The sequence below is a fragment of the Agromyces sp. GQ35 genome (assembly GCF_059758475.1).
Window position 1 is genome coordinate 1,531,169 of sequence record NZ_JCAXEO010000001.1, and the last position, 15,144, is coordinate 1,546,312.

A 15,144-nucleotide genomic window follows, 5' to 3' on the forward strand; every position below is an offset into this window, starting at 1 on the left:
GACTCCCTTCACCTGAAGAGACGCCGGATGCCGCGATCCATGACGCCACTCGGGGGAGTGATTCCGGGCGGGTTCCGGCCGAGGAACGCCCGGCCGGAACCCACCGTGTTCAGAGGATGAACCGCGCGCCTTGCCAGCCTTGGCCGACGCGGTTCGCGGGGGTGAACATGTCGCCGGTGAAGACCCCGGTGTTCACGTTCTCGAGCAGGGTGCCTGCGGCGTCGACGGAGAGCAGGTCGGCTTGCGAATCTCCGTTCAGGTCGGTGACGACGGGCAGGTTCGAGCTCGTCCAACCTGCTCCGACGTCGATGCGGGGCCCGAAGGCGGGGATGCCGTTGGTGCACCCGGTGTTCTGATACGCGGCGAGCTTCCCGTCCGTGAAGACGGCCAGGAGATCGGCGCGCCCGTCTCCGTTCAGCTCGACGGCGTTCAGTTGCAGTGTGTCGCCCCAACCCGAGCCGACCTGCGCGGTACTGGAGAACATCGAGCCGGTGAACGTACCGCTGTTGTTGAACGCCCTCAGGTTTCCGGCGGTGATGGTGAGGAGATCGGTGTCGCGGTCGCCGCACAGGTCGCCGAGCACGGGCAGCTGCGATGCCGACCATCCCTGGCCGACCTTGACCCCCGCACTGCTGAAGGCCGGGACGTTGTTGCTGCATCCGGTGTTCCGATAGGCCATCAGGTCGCCGTTCGCGAGAACACCGAGCAGGTCTGCACGGCCGTCGGCATCCAGGTCGGTGGCCTTCAGGCTGAGGTTGCCCTGCCAGCCCTGACCGACCTGGACCGGAGCCGCGAACATGCTCGCGAAGATGCGGGTGTTCGCGCGGTATCGCAGTGCGCCGGTCGACTCGACCTGCAGGATGTCGAGGTGCCGGTCGCCGCAGAATTCCCCGACGATGGGCAGCTTGGCACCGGTGTACCCGGATCCGACGGTCACCGACGAACCGAAGGTCGTGGCCCCGTCCTGGTTGGATTCGCCGCTCGTCGTCGAGAAGTTCGGGTAGGCGTTCAGCGTCCCGTTCGCCATGACGCCGAGCAGGTCCGAGCGGCCAGTGCCGCTGAGGTCGCCGAACTCCGTCCCTCGGGCCAGGGCGAAGGAGAGGAACGGGTCGAGCACTCCCACGCCGACTCGCACGGTGCTCGCGCTGATCTGCGCAACGAGCGCGGTCACCTCGTTGCGCTTCTGTTTCATCGTGGCCGTGTTTCCTGCGCGTTCGGCGAGGAGTGCGGCAACCGCGGCTTCACCCGCCCGACCGTACAGGCTCGCCTTGTCGAGCCATGGTCCGCCTTCGGCGGCGATGAGTTGGTTGGAGCCTGGCTCTCGGAGCGTCGTCGCGCTGTTCTTCAGCGCGGTGAACGCGGCGGTGAGCTGCGTGCCGGCTGCGGCGAGTCCGTTGTTCGACTGCCACGCGCCACGGAACGCGGCGATCTTCGCACCGATGCCCACCGACTCGATGTCACTGAGCGAAGAGGCGTAATTGTTCTCGGCGAAGACCCGAAGCGCGTCGGCGCGGCTGCCGCCGAGCGCCACGATGGATGCCTCCCACGACGCTTCCCAGGAGGCGTTCGCGTTGTATGCGACGGGGTTCCACGCGTAGTCGGCAGCCGTGAACAGGGCCACCTGCGAGAGTTCCGCCTGCTGCATCGCGTTGAACGTGATGCCCGCGCTCTGCTCGGCGAGGCTGGCGTCGCGGCCCTGCACAGGTCCGAGAAGCAGCCGGTCGGCGCTGAATCGGTCGGCGTAGTCGTTGACCGGGTAGTTGTCCCAGACGGCGATGGGTCGCCCGCCGAAGGCGTTCTCGGCATCGGTGAAGTCTGCTCCCGTGATCGTGGGCGAGATGACTTCGGGGCCGCTCCAGTAGAGCGTCGCCTTCGGCGTCATTTCCTGAACGAGTCGTGTGCGGTACACCGTCGAGCGGGTGGAGAAGTATTCCGTCGGCACGACCAGGAGGGGGCGAGCGCCGGTCTTGGCGTCGAGGAACGCCTGGATCTTGTTGACCAGCTCCGCCTGGGCGGTCGCGAGGCCCTCGTCGGTCACGCCGTATCCGAGTTCGTCGCCATCGCAGACGAACTTCTCCGGGATGTCGTCCCAGGCGATGGTGAACCGTCTGACGCCGATGGTCCAGAGCTGGTCGATGCGGTTCTTCAATGCGGTGACATCCGCGGGATCGGTGAAGCAGATGCCCTTCGATGAGTCCATCGGCGCCTGCGGCGAGATGCGATAGATGTACTCCACGTGGCGCGCGGCGCTGAGGTCGACGGTCGCGGCGATGGCGTCGAGTTCGGCCTGGGTGTACATCGTCCGCCAGTGGTCGCCCGTCACCACCTTGTCGGCCGGTTCGGAACCGGTCTTGGGGTCGCCGGCCGGACCGTAGAAGTACGTGTCCATCTTGTTCCGCGCGAGGAACTCGATATGCGAGTGTTCCGCAGCCGCCGACCACACCGGCCCGTAGAACGACTGCATGCCGCCGCGCATCACGAAGGACGGACTGTCGCTGACGGTGACCTTCCAGATCTTGGAGCCCGAGCTGCCTTGCGACACGATCTGACGGAGGCTCTGGGCCGCGTAGTAGGTGCCGGTCGGGTCGACGCCAGAGAGCACGACGCGGACCCGGCCCTGCCCGTCGGCGCCGGCGGCGAGCACGTACCCGGCAGACGGAAGTCCGGCCGGCCCAGTCGCGCCGAGCGCGCTGAGCGCCGCTGCGCTGGCCGGGTTCTCGGTGGGGCCGCCGACGTAGACGGTGGGCCCGGTTCCCGGGTCGCTCGATGCCACCGTGGTTGCGGTACCTGTCGCACTGAGCAGGCTGCGCGTCAGGGCGAGAGCGGCGGTGTCCGCGCCGGCGGGAGCAACGAGGGTGACACTCGAGGGCAGCGTGAGTTGCTGGCCGTTGCTCGTCAGTTGCTTCGGCTTTGGCCAGATGGCCGGCCCGGTCGGGGCGGCGGTCGCCGGGGCGGCATCGAGGATGCCGGTCGGCGTGAGGACTCCGACGGAGAGGGTAGCCGCGACGGCGAGCGCGAGTGCGGCTCTGCGACGACGGGGTATGGCAGTACGCAAGGACTTCATGAGGCATGGCCCCTTCTGACCAGCGCCGCACCGGTTGCGGCGGACTACGCCAGATACTGGTCTAGAGCGGTATGCCTGTCAAGGATTTCTCGAGATCGCGTGAGTCAGGCGCTCTGGGCGCGCCCGACATGCATCTCGATGACGTATCGGTCGCCGCGATAGAGCGAGCGCCCGAATTCGACGGCTTTTCCCATGTTGTCGTGGGCTCGGCGTTCGATGGCGAAGCAGGGTTCTCCGGTGACCGTCTCCAGGCGAGCGGCATCCTCTTCGCTCAGTCGATCGATCGCGACGGTCTGCTCCGCGTTCTCCAGTCGTACGCCGTACGCGGTGCCGAGCACCTCGTACAGCGACGCGGATTCCGACATCCGATCGAGGAGATCCGGGAAACGCGCAAGCGCGAGGTTCGATGTCTCGAACGCCATCGGCGTACCATCCGCGGTTCGCACGCGCTCGATGCGGATGACCGCGTCGCCTTCGGCGATGTCGAGTGCCGCGGCAACGCGAGCGGATGCCTCCTCGATTCGGGCCGCGAAGTCGCGTGCCCCCGGCTCCATGCCTCGGAAGCGCATGTCTTCCGTGAATGAGCGGAAGATCTCGGAGTGAGCGAGCCTCGGGTGCTGGACGAACGCCCCACGCCCGGGCTCGCGACGGATCAGCCCGGCGGTTTCGAGGCTGTCGATTGCACCTCGCACCGTCATGCGCGCAACACCGAACTGCTCGGCGAGTACTCGCTCGGAGGGAAGCAGCGTGTCGGGGCGCGAGGCGGCGGCGAAGGCGGCGAGCGCCTGGCGGATCTGCTCGCCCTTTCCGGGCTCGCCCAAGTGCTCGCCGACATGCTCGGCGAGCAGGCCGATCTCCGCGCGCCCGTCGGATTGCCGTGTGCGTGCCACGTGACTCCTCATTCCCAACGCGCTCGGTCGCGTGTAGTCAGCATAGAGCGGCCCGTGGCACATTGGTCTATACCAACCATTGACATGCGGTATAGACCAGTATTAGCGTGAGCGCACCACATAAGCCCCGCCGACTCACTGCCCACCTTCCGTCGGCAGCGGTCTCACCAAGAGGAGAACAATGTCGAACATCAGAAGGGCCACACTCGCTACGGGATTGCTCACTGCGAGTGCGCTCGCACTCACCGCTTGCGCCCCGGGCGCGGGCGGCGCCGGATCCGGAGATGACTCCGTGATCACCGTCTGGGGCTGGCGGCAAGAGGACGCCGCGACGTACAAGACGATCTTCAAGACCTTCGAGGACGCCCACCCGGGCCTCACGGTCGAGTACGTGCCCTACCTCAACACGGAGTACGACACGATCCTGTCGACCGGACTCAAGGATGCCTCGGGCCCCGACGTTGCTCAGTTGCGCTCCTATGGGCTGCTCCAGCCGCTCGTGGAATCCGGAAGCCTCGTCGCGCTCGATGACGAGATCGACGCACTGGCGGACTTCGCGCCGTCGGTGCTCGACGGCGCCCGCGGTGCATCGGACGACGCCGTGTACGGAGTGCCGTTCGCGGTTCAGACGCTCCACGTCATCTACAACACCGCGATCTTCGATGAGCTCGGATTGGAGGAGCCGACCACGTGGGACGAGATGACCACGTCGTTCGACGCGATCAAGTCGTCGGGCGTCACGCCGCTCGCCAACACCGTGACCGACACCTGGATGCTCCCCATCGAGCAGGAGATCTTCGGAGCCGGCACCTACGGTGGCACCCCGTACCTCGAGAAGATGCTCGCCGGAGAGGCATCCTTCACGGATGCCCCGTGGGTCGAGTCCGTCGATGCGTGGACGAGCACGCAGCCGTACTGGGGCGAGAGCTTCACGGGCACCAGCTACGAAGATGCGCAGGCCCTGTTCACCTCGGGCCAGGCCGCAGCGTTCCCCGGCGGCATCTGGGAGCTCGCGAGCTTCCGCAAGGCCAACCCCGAGCTGGAACTGGGCATCTTCAACGTGCCTGCCCCCGACGGCAGCGGCACTCCCGTGCCGGGATACGTGGACGGGTCGTTCGGCGTCTCCGAGGCCAGCGACAACAAGGAAGCGGCTCTCGAGCTCGTGGAGTGGATGGCCAGCGCCCAGTTCGGACAGCTGTTCAGCGATGAGCTCGCCCAGATCTCACCGGTGCCCGGCGTGACCCCTTCCGATGAGTTGCTCGCAGAAGCCGTCGACGCGTACGCCGCCGAGCCGAGCCCGTACATCACCTACGCGTACTTCTCCGGCGGCACCCCGGCCGCCTGGGACCTCGCATCGGAGTCGTTCTCGAGCGTCGTGCTCGGGGAGATCGCCGCCGCCGACGCTGCTGGACAGATCCAGCGCGGCGTCGACCAGTGGTTCACTCCGCGCTCATGACCACGGCACGAGTGCGGGGCCGCTATTCGCCCGAGCACACCTCGTTCGGATGGATCGCCCTGTTCAGCGGCCCCGCACTCGTGCTGTACACGGTGCTGGTCATCGTTCCCATCCTGACCGCGTTCGTCTACGGACTCTTCGACTGGAAGGGCACCGCCGCCGGCGCGTTCGTCGGCCTCGGCAATTACATCGAGCTGTTCACCCGCTACCCGGTGAACGAGCAACTCGGTACCGCGTTCTGGCACAACGTGCTCTTCTTCATCGGCACCATGGCCGTGCAGAACACCATCGGTCTCGGACTGGCGGTGCTCCTCCACCGAACACGCACCGGCAAGCGCCTCTTCCAGACCCTCTACTCGACCCCTTATCTGCTCAGCCCGCTCATCGTCGGCTACCTCTGGGCGATGCTCCTCAGCCCGAACTTCGGCCCCATCAACGCCGGCCTGCGCGCCGTCGGGCTCGACGCGCTGGCGCTGCCATGGCTCGGCGAACCGAGCACCGCACTGCCGGTGCTAATCCTCATCAACGCCTGGCAGTGGATCGGTGGCCCGCTCCTCATCTTCGGCGCCGCGCTCGGTGGCGTCCCTCAGGAACTCGAGGAAGCCGCGGCACTGGACGGCGCTTCGCCGAGCCGCCTGTTCTGGGCCATCCGATTCCCGCTCATCATGCCCGCCGTCGGCATCATCACCGTGCTGACCTTCATCGGGTGCTTCAACCTGTTCGACCTCGTCTACGCCCTCGGCGGATCCAATGGCGGGCCATCCGGATCCATGGACGTGCTCGGGCTCGTGTACTACCGACTCGCCTTCGGTGGAGGGACGAATGCCATCGGCGAGTCCTCCGCCATGGCGGTGCTCATGTTCATCCTCGTCTTCGGCGTAGCCATTGCGCTCGAACGATTCCTTCGACGCCGGGAGGCCTGATGACCGCCACGCTCGACACCCCGCGAACGAGTTCGCCCGCACCATCGCACGAGGCGGAACGGCAGCAGCGGTCGCAGCGACGAACTCGCCTCGGTCAGAAGATCGGCGTGCAGGCGGTGCTCTGGCTGTACGCCGCCATCGCATTCGGTCCGATCCTGCTGGTGCTGCTCGGATCGCTGCGTCCGACGAGTGAGATCCTGCAGGACCCCATCGCGCTTCCGACCAGCTTCGACCTGTCCAACTACGTCAGGGCCTGGGAATCAGCCTCCCTGGGAACCTACTTCGTGAACTCGACCTTCATCACGATCTGCTCGGTCGCGCTCTGCGTGGGGGTCTCAGTCGCCGCCGCATTCGTCATCACCCGGCGACGGTTCAGGGGCCGAGCCTTCCTGGCCGCGTTCTTCATCGCCGGGCTCATGGTGCCGGCGAAACTCGGCCTGCTCCCGATCTACTACATGTTCCAGGCCGGCGGTCTCATCGACAGCCACCTGGGGCTGATCCTCCTGTACGCGGCCAGCGGCATTCCGTTCACGATGTTCGTGCTGATGGGCTTCATGCGCGGGCTCCCGGTCGAGCTCGAAGAGGCCGCCCGACTCGACGGAGCGAACGACGGACGGATCTTCATCTCGGTCATGCTGCCGCTCGTGCGGCCCGCGCTCGCCGTCGTCACGATCTTCCAGTTCGCTCCGACATGGAACGACTTCTTCTATCCGCTCATCCTGTTGCGCGACACCGACAAGTACACGATCCCGGTCGGGCTCACCCGGTTCTTCGGCGAGTACTCCGCGGACCGGGGCACGCTCTTCGCCGGGCTCGTGATCGCCCTGCTCCCGTTGGCGCTGGTCTTCGCGTTCGCGTCGAAGCAGATCATGTCGGGCCTCACCGCTGGGATCAGCAAGTGACCGCTGTCGCCGCCATCGACGGCGGAAAATCGGGGCTGCGGATCCGCATCTCGACGCCGACCGGAGAACTGACCGGGAGCGGGCCGGGATTCGTCTACGCCGGATCCTCCCATGACATCGCCGCCATCGCCGGCGCGGTGCGCATCGCCCGTGACAATGCCATCGGGCGCTCTGCGGGTGATGCTGCGCCGAAAATGGATGCCGCGGTGCTCGGCCTGACCGGAATTCCCGGCGAACGACCGGAGCGGGCACAGCTCACCGCGACCCTCGAGCACGAGCTCGCGGCACGGGTCCTCCTCGTCGATGACGCGTTGCTCGCCCATGCCGGGGCCGTGGCCGGGCCCGGAACCGTGCTCAGCGCGGGCACCGGTTCCATCGCCCTGGCGATCACCGGAGACGGCCGCCCCGCGTGGGTCGACGGTTGGGGACCGACGCTCGGCGATCGGGGAAGCGCGTACGCCATCGGGCTCGCCGGGATGCGTGCGGCGACGGCCGCCCTCGACCGCACCGGACCGGAGACCCGACTCACCGTCGATTTCGCCGATGCGCTCGGCGGCGACTCCTCGCTCGCGGCGCTCCAGCGGTTCTACCGTTCGGAGTCGACGGTGGTCATCGTCTCGTCGTTCGCCATTCGTGTCGCCGCGGCCGCAGAGGCAGGGGACGGTGTCGCGACCGGGATCCTCCGCGCTGCCGCCACCGACCTGGCCGACACTGTCGCGCTCGCCGCCGCACACGCCCCAGGCCTCCCCGTCAGCTACGCCGGTCGGATGCTGCGGGTGAACGCGACCCTGCTGGCGTTCGTCTCCTCGGCGCTGGTGGCGCGCGGCCTCCGCCTCGACGCGCCCCGCGGCGATGCCCTCGACGGCGGGATCCGGCTCGCGCGGGTCGCCGCCGGCGCTGAAACCGACATGGGCGCTGACACCGACATGTCGGTGTACGAGCGGGCATTGAACGCCTGGGAGAGCGAGAACCCGTGCTAGCGGTGGGACACGCGGCGTCGACCCTGCCGGTGCTCCCGGGCGAGCTGCTCGGGGGGTACGTCGACCGCACTGGCGGGGCGATCGGTTCGCTCGAGCCGCTCGAAGTCCATGCCGTCAGCATCTCCGGCGGAGGCAAGCGGATCGTGCTGCTCGTCGTCGACCTCATCTGCGTCAACACCGACCTGGTCGCGAGGGTCCGCGAGGCGGTCGCCGAGCTCGGCGCCGAAGCGGCGTGGGTCTCCGCCACCCATGCGCACTCCACGCCCGAGGCGGGGTGTTTTCCGGGGGGTGCCGCCACCCCTGAGGCCGTGGCTCTGCGCGTCACCGCCGCCGCTCGGGAAGCGGCGCTCGGCGCCATCGAGGCGGAGCGCTCCGCTCGCGTCCGTGCGGTTCGCGCCGAGGTCGACGAGGTCGGCGGACGCCGGAACGTGCCGATCTCCGGTCCCCCGCGCGTCCCGGTCGACGCCATCGTCTTCGAGGGAGACGACGGCGAACGGCTCGGCCTCTTCGTCGTGACCCCGGTGCATCCGACCGTGTTCGGGGCTGACAACAGGTTCGCCAGCGCAGATCTCGCCGGTGGAGTGCGTCGAGCGCTCGACCCTGACGCAGGGTGGGTCGTCGCCGCGACCGGTGCCGCGGGCGATATCAGCACACGGGCCACTCGTCGGGCGCGGAGCCTCGCGGAGATCGACCGCCTCGCCGGCCGGATCGCGGTCGCGCTGCGTGGCGCGCTCGACCACGACCCGTCGGCGACGACCGGCGCCCTGGTTCTGCCGCTCATCGAGGAGCTCGCCCTGCCGATGAGCAGCGCCTCGGAGCTCGAGCTCATGACACCGCAGCCCGACCCCGCCGACGCATTCGCTGAGCGACGTCGGGCGGTTCTCGAGCAGGGACTCGCGTTGGCGGCGGCGAGTCGTGCGCACCGTGCCGCCGGCACGAAGGTGCTCACGCTCGAAGTGTTCGCCCTCGCGCACATCCGACTCGTCGCGGTTCCCGCGGAACTCTATCTCTCCCTCGCCGAGCGGATCCGCCGAGAACATCCGTTCCCCGGGCCGGTCATCGTCATCGGGTACACGAACGGGTATCTCGGCTACCTGCCCGATGCGGACGCGCCGGTGAGCTACGAGACCGTCGTCAGCCCGGTCAGACGGGGCAGCGGCGAAGCACTCGTCGAGGCGGCACTGCAGCAGCTCCTCCAACTCGAATCCACCTCACTCAGCCAAGGAGTATCCGCATGACCACGACGACACTGCAGTACCCCGCAGTCGCGTTCGAGCACATCCGAGCTGTGCTGGACACTCAGGCCGCGCCCATCGAGCAGGCCACCGAGATCCTCGCGAATGCGATCACCGCCGGCGGGATCATCCAGGCGTTCGGAACGGGTCACTCGCGCGCGGTGACGCTCGAACTCGCGGGCCGAGCCGGCGGGCTGGCGGCGGTCGGCATGCTCGCGGTGAAGGACCTGGTGCTGTTCGGCGACACGCTCCCCGAACAGATCCTCGATCCGACCTTCGAGCGCGAGGCCGGCATCGCCGCGAGGATCTACGACCTCGCACGCCCGCAACCCGACGACGCGTTCGTGATCGTCTCGAACTCGGGGATCAATTCCGCGGTCGTCGAGATGGCCGTCCTCGCCCGCAGCAAGGGGCATCCGATCATCGCCATCACGTCGCGGAAGCACAACGCGCACGTCGCCACGCGCGACGCGTCCGGCTTGAATCTCGCCGACCTCGCCGACGTGGTCATCGACAATGCGGCTCCAGCGGGCGACGCCACCATCGACCTCGGGAACGGCATCCGCATCGGTGCAGTCTCGAATCTCACCGGCATCCTCATCGCCCAGATGATCGCCGAAGGGATCACCCGCAGGCTGCAGGAGCACGGCGGGCCGGTGCCCGTGTTCGTCTCGGCGAACCTCCCCGAGGGCGATGCGCACAATCGTGGTCTCTACGACGCGTTCGGGAGTCGCATTCGACCCATCGAGCCGTGAACGGCGGGGCCGTGCCTGTCGGGAGACCTGTCAAGCCCCTGGGGGCGGCACGAGCGGCTTGCTATGTTGGCGCCAACGGCTCCGCGACCGCCGGTGCCCGTACTCATGACCGATGCGCAACCGGAGCAGCAGCATGGAGCGCCTTCTCTACGCAGGACACGACTTCCCCACAGCGACCGCCATCGCCGATGCGGTACTCGACTACGCGCGCACGCTGGCCAGATTGGGCCGCTATGCGACGATCGACATCCCGATCGTCGCGATGGACGGCGCACCGTCGAAGGCGAAGCTCCTGCTGGGGCCGTCGCTGCCGATCGCGAGCAAGCCGATTCAGGGCCCGGCGATCGAACTCGTCGATGCCGGCGCCGTGGCGGAGCTGCGCGATGCGACCGAACGATTGAATACGCCCGCCGAGGTGCACTGGGAGCTCGACCGGCGTGACGACGAACGGATGATCGACGAGTTCGATGTCGATCAGTTCTGAGCGCTCGGAACCGGCCTCGAGCCGTGACGACTGCGTTCTCACAGCCAGACGGACTATCCTGAAGCGTGACTGCTGACGAAGCTCCGGTCGAGGTGGAGGCTCCCAACGAGCCCGCCGCGACGACATTCTCCGACCTCGGGCTCGATGGTGCTGTGCTGAAGGCCCTCTCCGACGTGGGCTACGAGACCCCCTCCGCGATTCAGGCCGCGACCATTCCGACCCTGCTCGCCGGGCGCGACGTCGTGGGCCTCGCCCAGACCGGCACCGGCAAGACGGCGGCGTTCGCGCTGCCGATCCTCGCACGCCTCGACCTCTCCCAGAAGACCCCGCAGGCACTCGTGCTCGCACCGACGCGCGAGCTCGCCCTGCAGGTGTGCGAGGCGTTCGAGCGCTACGCCGCGCACCTCAAGGGCGTGCACATCCTTCCCGTCTACGGCGGTCAGGGTTACGGCGTGCAGCTCTCGGCGCTGCGCCGTGGTGTGCACATCGTCGTCGGCACTCCGGGCCGCATCATGGACCACCTCGACAAGGGCACGCTCGACCTGTCGGAGCTCAAGTACCTCGTGCTCGACGAAGCCGACGAGATGCTCAAGATGGGCTTCGCCGAAGACGTCGAGACGATCCTCGCCGACACTCCCGACACGAAGCAGGTCGCCCTGTTCTCGGCGACGATGCCGGCGACGATCCGTCGCATGTCGAAGCAGTACCTGCACGACCCCGAAGAGATCACCGTCAAGACGAAGACGCAGACCTCGGCGAACATCAGCCAGCGCTACCTCATCGTGTCGTACCAGCAGAAGGTCGACGCCCTCACCCGCATCCTCGAGGTCGAGAACTTCGAGGGCATGATCGTCTTCGTGCGCACGAAGAGCGTCACCGAAGAGATCGCCGAGAAGCTCCGCGCACGCGGGTACTCCGCCGCGGCGATCAACGGCGACGTCGCGCAGGTGCAGCGTGAGCGCACGGTGAACCAGTTGAAGTCGGGCAAGCTCGACATCCTGGTGGCGACGGATGTCGCTGCGCGCGGCCTCGACGTCGACCGCATCAGCCACGTGGTGAACTTCGACATCCCGACCGACAGCGAGCCCTACGTGCACCGCATCGGCCGCACCGGTCGCGCCGGCCGCACCGGCGATGCGATCAGCTTCGTCACGCCCCGCGAGCGCAGCCTGCTCGCCCGCATCGAGAAGGCGACCCGGCAGCCGATCGTGCAGATGCAGTTGCCGAGCGTCGACGACGTCAACGTCACGCGTCTCGCCCGCTTCGACGACCGCATCACCGCGGCGCTCGACCAGAGCGAGCGCATCGACGGGTTCCGCGACATCATCGCCCACTACGTGCGCAACCACGACGTTCCCGAAACGGATGTCGCGGCCGCGCTCGCCGTCGTCGCGCAGGGTGAGTCGCCGCTGCTGCTCGAGCCCGAGGCTGAGCGGCGTCGCTCCGAGCGGGAGTGGGATGACCGTCCGGCGCGAGGTGCACGCCCTGAACGCGGCGACCGGGCGGGTCGCGATCGCTCCGACCGCGATCGCGGCGATCGCGGTGACCGGCCCGAGCGTCGTCAGCGGCCGAGCAGCGGTCCGATGGCGACCTACCGCATCGCGGTGGGCAAGCGCCACAAGGTCGAACCGCGCCAGATCGTCGGTGCGCTCGCGAACGAGGGCGGGCTGAGCCGCGGCGACTTCGGAGCCATCCAGATCCGTCCCGAGTTCTCGCTCGTCGAGCTGCCGGCCGATCTCTCGCAAGAGACGCTGCAACGCCTCGACGGCACCCGCATCTCGGGCCGGCTGATCGAGCTGCGTCCCGATCGCGGCGGCCCGGCGCGTCGTTCGGACGACGACGGCGAGAAGCCGTTCCGGAAGCCCCGCCACAAGGGCTGAGCGAGCGGATGCCGGTGGCGGCGACCACTTCGCGACGCATCCGCGTGCGCGGCTTCGTGGCCGCCGGCGCCTGCCTCGTGCTCGGCCTCGGCCTGCAGCTCGTCGATCGCACGCTGATCGTCGACCTGCTCGGAAGCATGCTCTACGTCGGCCTCTTCGCCTTCCTGCTTCGGGCGTGCTGGCCGGGGTTCGGCGCTGTGCCGGCCTCGGCGGCGGCGTTCGCGCTCGCGGCCGCGGTCGAGGTGCTGCAGCTGACCGATGTGCCGCAGCGGGTGGTCGAGGTGTTCCCACCTGCTCGCCTGCTGCTCGGCGGCTCGTTCGACCCGATCGACCTGCTCGCGTACGGCGGCGGGGCGGTGCTCGCCTGGCTCGTGCAACTCGTCTTCATCGACCGGGCTCGCGTACCCTCGTTCACGGGCGACGCCCGCACCGAGAGCTGACCGAGACCCGACGGAGACCCGAGAGCATGGACGACGGCGGGAGCACGCCCGGCGGGGCTCGGCCGAACGGCAACGAGCGGCGCCCACGTGGGCGACGAGTTGCGCCCGCGCCCGCGTCACCGGTCACCGGGCTCGTGGCTCCACTGCTGTCGTTCCTGGCGACGTCGGTCGCGTGGGTCGCCCGTCATCGGCTCGCCGCCGGCCTCGCCGTCACGGGTCTCGCGACCGTCGCCATGCTCGCGGGCGGCATCGCACTCATGCAGCCCAGCGGCGACGCCGCAGCCGACCAGGAGGCATCCACATCGGTCGACGATCCCCGCCCGGATCCGACCCGCCCGACATCGACCCGCCCAACGGCTCCGAGCCCCTACGGGCCGGTGCTCCCCACCCCGGCGCCGCCACTGTCGCCTCCAGCCGAGACGACGCCGCCGGTCGAGGGAATCGACGAGCCTCCGGTCGACGACCCGGTGACCGAGCCGACGGCCGCACCCGAGCGGGGTGACGACCACCCCGGGCAGGGCAAGGGGCCGAAGAAGCCGAAGTGAGTCGTGCGCCGGGGTCTAGCCGACGCGCTCGGATGACCGACGCGTGCGATCGACACCGGCGATGAGCCGTGCGCCGACGGCGCGAAGCGGTCGCGGGAGGGGAAGTCTCGCCGCGACCGACCGAGCGCGAGGGAACCGGTCGGATCTGCGCGCCTCGCCTCGCACGGCGGCCTGTCGCAGCGCTCGTGCCCAGGCTCGCGTCACCCGCTGCTCGTCGAAGCGTCGTGACGTGCGCACCGCGCGAGCACGCATGCGCGCGACGCGTCGTGGCGACATCCGCTGCAGCCGCTGGATCGCGCCGGCGAGGCCGTCGACGTCTCCGCTCGGCACGAGGAATCCGTTCCGCCCGTCGCGGATGAGGTCGGCTGGGCCGTAGGGGATGTCGTAGGCGATCGGCAGGCAGCCGGCGGCCATGCTCTCGACGAGCACGAGCGGGAAGCCCTCGGAGTGCGAGCTGAGCAGCAGGAACGAGGCGCCGGAGAGATGGCGTCGTGCGTCGGGATCGAACCCGTGAAGTCGCACCGCCGCGGGATCGGTGATGCGGCGTTCGAGTGCTGGGCGGCTCTCACCGTCGCCGTATACGTCGAGCCGCACCCGTGGAGCCGCCCGGCCGGTCGCCGAGCGTGCCGCGTTCGCTGCCTGCACGGCATCGATCGCGTGCGAGACCCGCTTGCGCCGGGTGAGCGCGGCGAGCACGACGCCGCGGCCGGAGTCACGCGGTACCGGGGTCGATCGGTGCGGAATCGGACGAGCGTTCGGAATCACCGCCAGGTGATCGTGCCGGCCGACGAGCTGCTCGACATCATCGCGCTGGCGCCGCGAGAGCAGCACGATGAGGTCGAAGCCGTCGAGTTGCTCGAACACCTCTCGCCGCGATCGACGGATCGGGTGCTGTTCGGACCCGGCCGAGCGATGCGAGGCGTGCACGACATGGGCGGTCACGACATGCGGGCGGCGGTAGTCGAGCAGGAACGGGGCGATGGTCTTGCTGTCGATGATCAGGTAGCTGGGCCGGCCGTCGGTCAGCGCGTCGAGCCAGGCGCGATAGAGCGAACGGATGCGTCGCCACGAGCGCACCGGGCGGCCCTCGACGTCGCACAGCACGACCGTGCGGCCGCCCAGCTCCCCGCGCACTCGTGTGTCGCGCCGGTCGCTGAGGAGCAGCGTGCCGTCGGCTCGGTAGTGATCGACCTGGAGCGTGCGCCCCTCGGCATCGACGCGGCTGCGACTCATGACCCGGTCGCCGCGAAGCAGTGTCTCGCCTGCGGGTTCGTCGCTGCGGCGGGCGTCGTTCGCGCTGGGTTCATCGAGCGGGGTGAACACGTCGCGATCGAGTTGCAGCGAGCCGCCGGGCAGCGGATGCTGCCGGAGCCAGTCGTACAGGTTCGTGATCTGCACCCCGGCCTCGAGCACACCACGCCGCCGGAGCTCGACCTCGATCTCGGGCGTGTCGGGTCGGGCGTCGAACGTGAGCACGTCGACCGGCACCCTGCCCTGTCGATGGAACGCCGCGGAGCGTCGCAGCAGGGCGTCGGTCATGCCACCGAAGGTGTCCGGAATCGACCACGTGACAGCGAAGTGACGACCCTC

General features: G+C 68.7%; 13 protein-coding genes. 10 read left to right on the plus strand and 3 right to left on the minus strand.

Annotation, left to right across the window (positions count from 1 at the left end; all coding sequences use genetic code 11):
• Positions 1–109: 109 nt before the first annotated feature.
• Positions 110–3,064, minus strand: coding sequence for a beta-N-acetylglucosaminidase domain-containing protein (locus AC6CH0_RS07125; RefSeq protein ID WP_498099160.1), 2,955 nt, complete (start codon positions 3,062–3,064; stop codon positions 110–112).
• A 104-nt stretch (positions 3,065–3,168) separates the two neighbouring features.
• The gene (locus AC6CH0_RS07130; RefSeq protein WP_498099162.1) at positions 3,169–3,954 is read right to left on the minus strand and encodes a GntR family transcriptional regulator; all 786 of its coding nucleotides are present in this window, start codon (positions 3,952–3,954) and stop codon (positions 3,169–3,171) included.
• Positions 3,955–4,246: 292 nt separating this feature from the next.
• On the opposite strand from AC6CH0_RS07130, the gene AC6CH0_RS07135 reads away from it, so the two are divergent.
• The 10 genes from AC6CH0_RS07135 (at position 4,247) to AC6CH0_RS07180 (ending at position 13,554) form a co-directional block, all read left to right on the plus strand.
• Positions 4,247–5,410, plus strand: a complete 1,164-nt coding sequence (locus AC6CH0_RS07135; protein WP_498099164.1) for an ABC transporter substrate-binding protein — start codon at positions 4,247–4,249, stop codon at positions 5,408–5,410.
• The gene (locus AC6CH0_RS07140) at positions 5,407–6,333 is read left to right on the plus strand and encodes a carbohydrate ABC transporter permease (RefSeq protein ID WP_498099166.1); all 927 of its coding nucleotides are present in this window, start codon (positions 5,407–5,409) and stop codon (positions 6,331–6,333) included. The genes AC6CH0_RS07135 and AC6CH0_RS07140 overlap by 4 nt, the downstream gene beginning before the upstream one ends.
• On the plus strand, positions 6,333–7,235 hold the full coding sequence (locus AC6CH0_RS07145; RefSeq protein ID WP_498099168.1) for a carbohydrate ABC transporter permease: 903 nt from the start codon (positions 6,333–6,335) through the stop codon (positions 7,233–7,235). The genes AC6CH0_RS07140 and AC6CH0_RS07145 overlap by 1 nt, the downstream gene beginning before the upstream one ends.
• Positions 7,232–8,215: an N-acetylglucosamine kinase gene (locus tag AC6CH0_RS07150; protein ID WP_498099170.1), complete on the plus strand. Its 984-nt coding sequence runs from the start codon at positions 7,232–7,234 to the stop codon at positions 8,213–8,215. The genes AC6CH0_RS07145 and AC6CH0_RS07150 overlap by 4 nt, the downstream gene beginning before the upstream one ends.
• Entirely contained in the window at positions 8,209–9,453 is a 1,245-nt protein-coding gene (locus AC6CH0_RS07155; RefSeq protein WP_498099172.1) for a hypothetical protein, read from the plus strand. Before AC6CH0_RS07150 ends, AC6CH0_RS07155 begins: the two co-directional genes overlap by 7 nt.
• On the plus strand, positions 9,450–10,205 hold the full coding sequence (locus AC6CH0_RS07160) for a sugar isomerase domain-containing protein (RefSeq protein ID WP_498099174.1): 756 nt from the start codon (positions 9,450–9,452) through the stop codon (positions 10,203–10,205). Before AC6CH0_RS07155 ends, AC6CH0_RS07160 begins: the two co-directional genes overlap by 4 nt.
• Positions 10,206–10,338: 133 nt before the next feature.
• Positions 10,339–10,689: a hypothetical protein gene (locus AC6CH0_RS07165; protein ID WP_498099176.1), complete on the plus strand. Its 351-nt coding sequence runs from the start codon at positions 10,339–10,341 to the stop codon at positions 10,687–10,689.
• Positions 10,690–10,754: 65 nt separating this feature from the next.
• Entirely contained in the window at positions 10,755–12,569 is a 1,815-nt protein-coding gene (locus tag AC6CH0_RS07170) for a DEAD/DEAH box helicase (protein WP_498099178.1), read from the plus strand.
• A 14-nt stretch (positions 12,570–12,583) separates the two neighbouring features.
• Positions 12,584–13,009 (plus strand): DUF2809 domain-containing protein, encoded by a 426-nt coding sequence (locus AC6CH0_RS07175; protein WP_498099180.1) that lies wholly within the window; start codon positions 12,584–12,586, stop codon positions 13,007–13,009.
• A gap of 26 nt (positions 13,010–13,035) precedes the next feature.
• Entirely contained in the window at positions 13,036–13,554 is a 519-nt protein-coding gene (locus AC6CH0_RS07180; protein WP_498099183.1) for a hypothetical protein, read from the plus strand.
• Between the two features lie 15 nt (positions 13,555–13,569).
• Here the strand turns inward: AC6CH0_RS07180 and AC6CH0_RS07185 are convergent, their stop codons facing one another.
• A complete protein-coding gene (locus AC6CH0_RS07185) occupies positions 13,570–15,093 on the minus strand; it encodes a glycosyltransferase (protein ID WP_498099185.1) in 1,524 nt (507 codons plus the stop codon).
• Positions 15,094–15,144 lie beyond the last annotated feature (51 nt).

Bases quoted from the DNA above. Each gene is read 5' to 3' on its own strand.
- AC6CH0_RS07160 (WP_498099174.1), top strand. From the start codon at position 9,450: ATGACCACGACGACACTGCAGTACCCCGCAGTCGCGTTCGAGCACATC.
- AC6CH0_RS07125 (WP_498099160.1), bottom strand. From the start codon at position 3,064: ATGAAGTCCTTGCGTACTGCCATACCCCGTCGTCGCAGAGCCGCACTC.
- AC6CH0_RS07185 (WP_498099185.1), bottom strand. From the start codon at position 15,093: ATGACCGACGCCCTGCTGCGACGCTCCGCGGCGTTCCATCGACAGGGC.
- AC6CH0_RS07165 (WP_498099176.1), top strand. From the start codon at position 10,339: ATGGAGCGCCTTCTCTACGCAGGACACGACTTCCCCACAGCGACCGCC.
- AC6CH0_RS07145 (WP_498099168.1), top strand. From the start codon at position 6,333: ATGACCGCCACGCTCGACACCCCGCGAACGAGTTCGCCCGCACCATCG.
- AC6CH0_RS07140 (WP_498099166.1), top strand. From the start codon at position 5,407: ATGACCACGGCACGAGTGCGGGGCCGCTATTCGCCCGAGCACACCTCG.
- AC6CH0_RS07180 (WP_498099183.1), top strand. From the start codon at position 13,036: ATGGACGACGGCGGGAGCACGCCCGGCGGGGCTCGGCCGAACGGCAAC.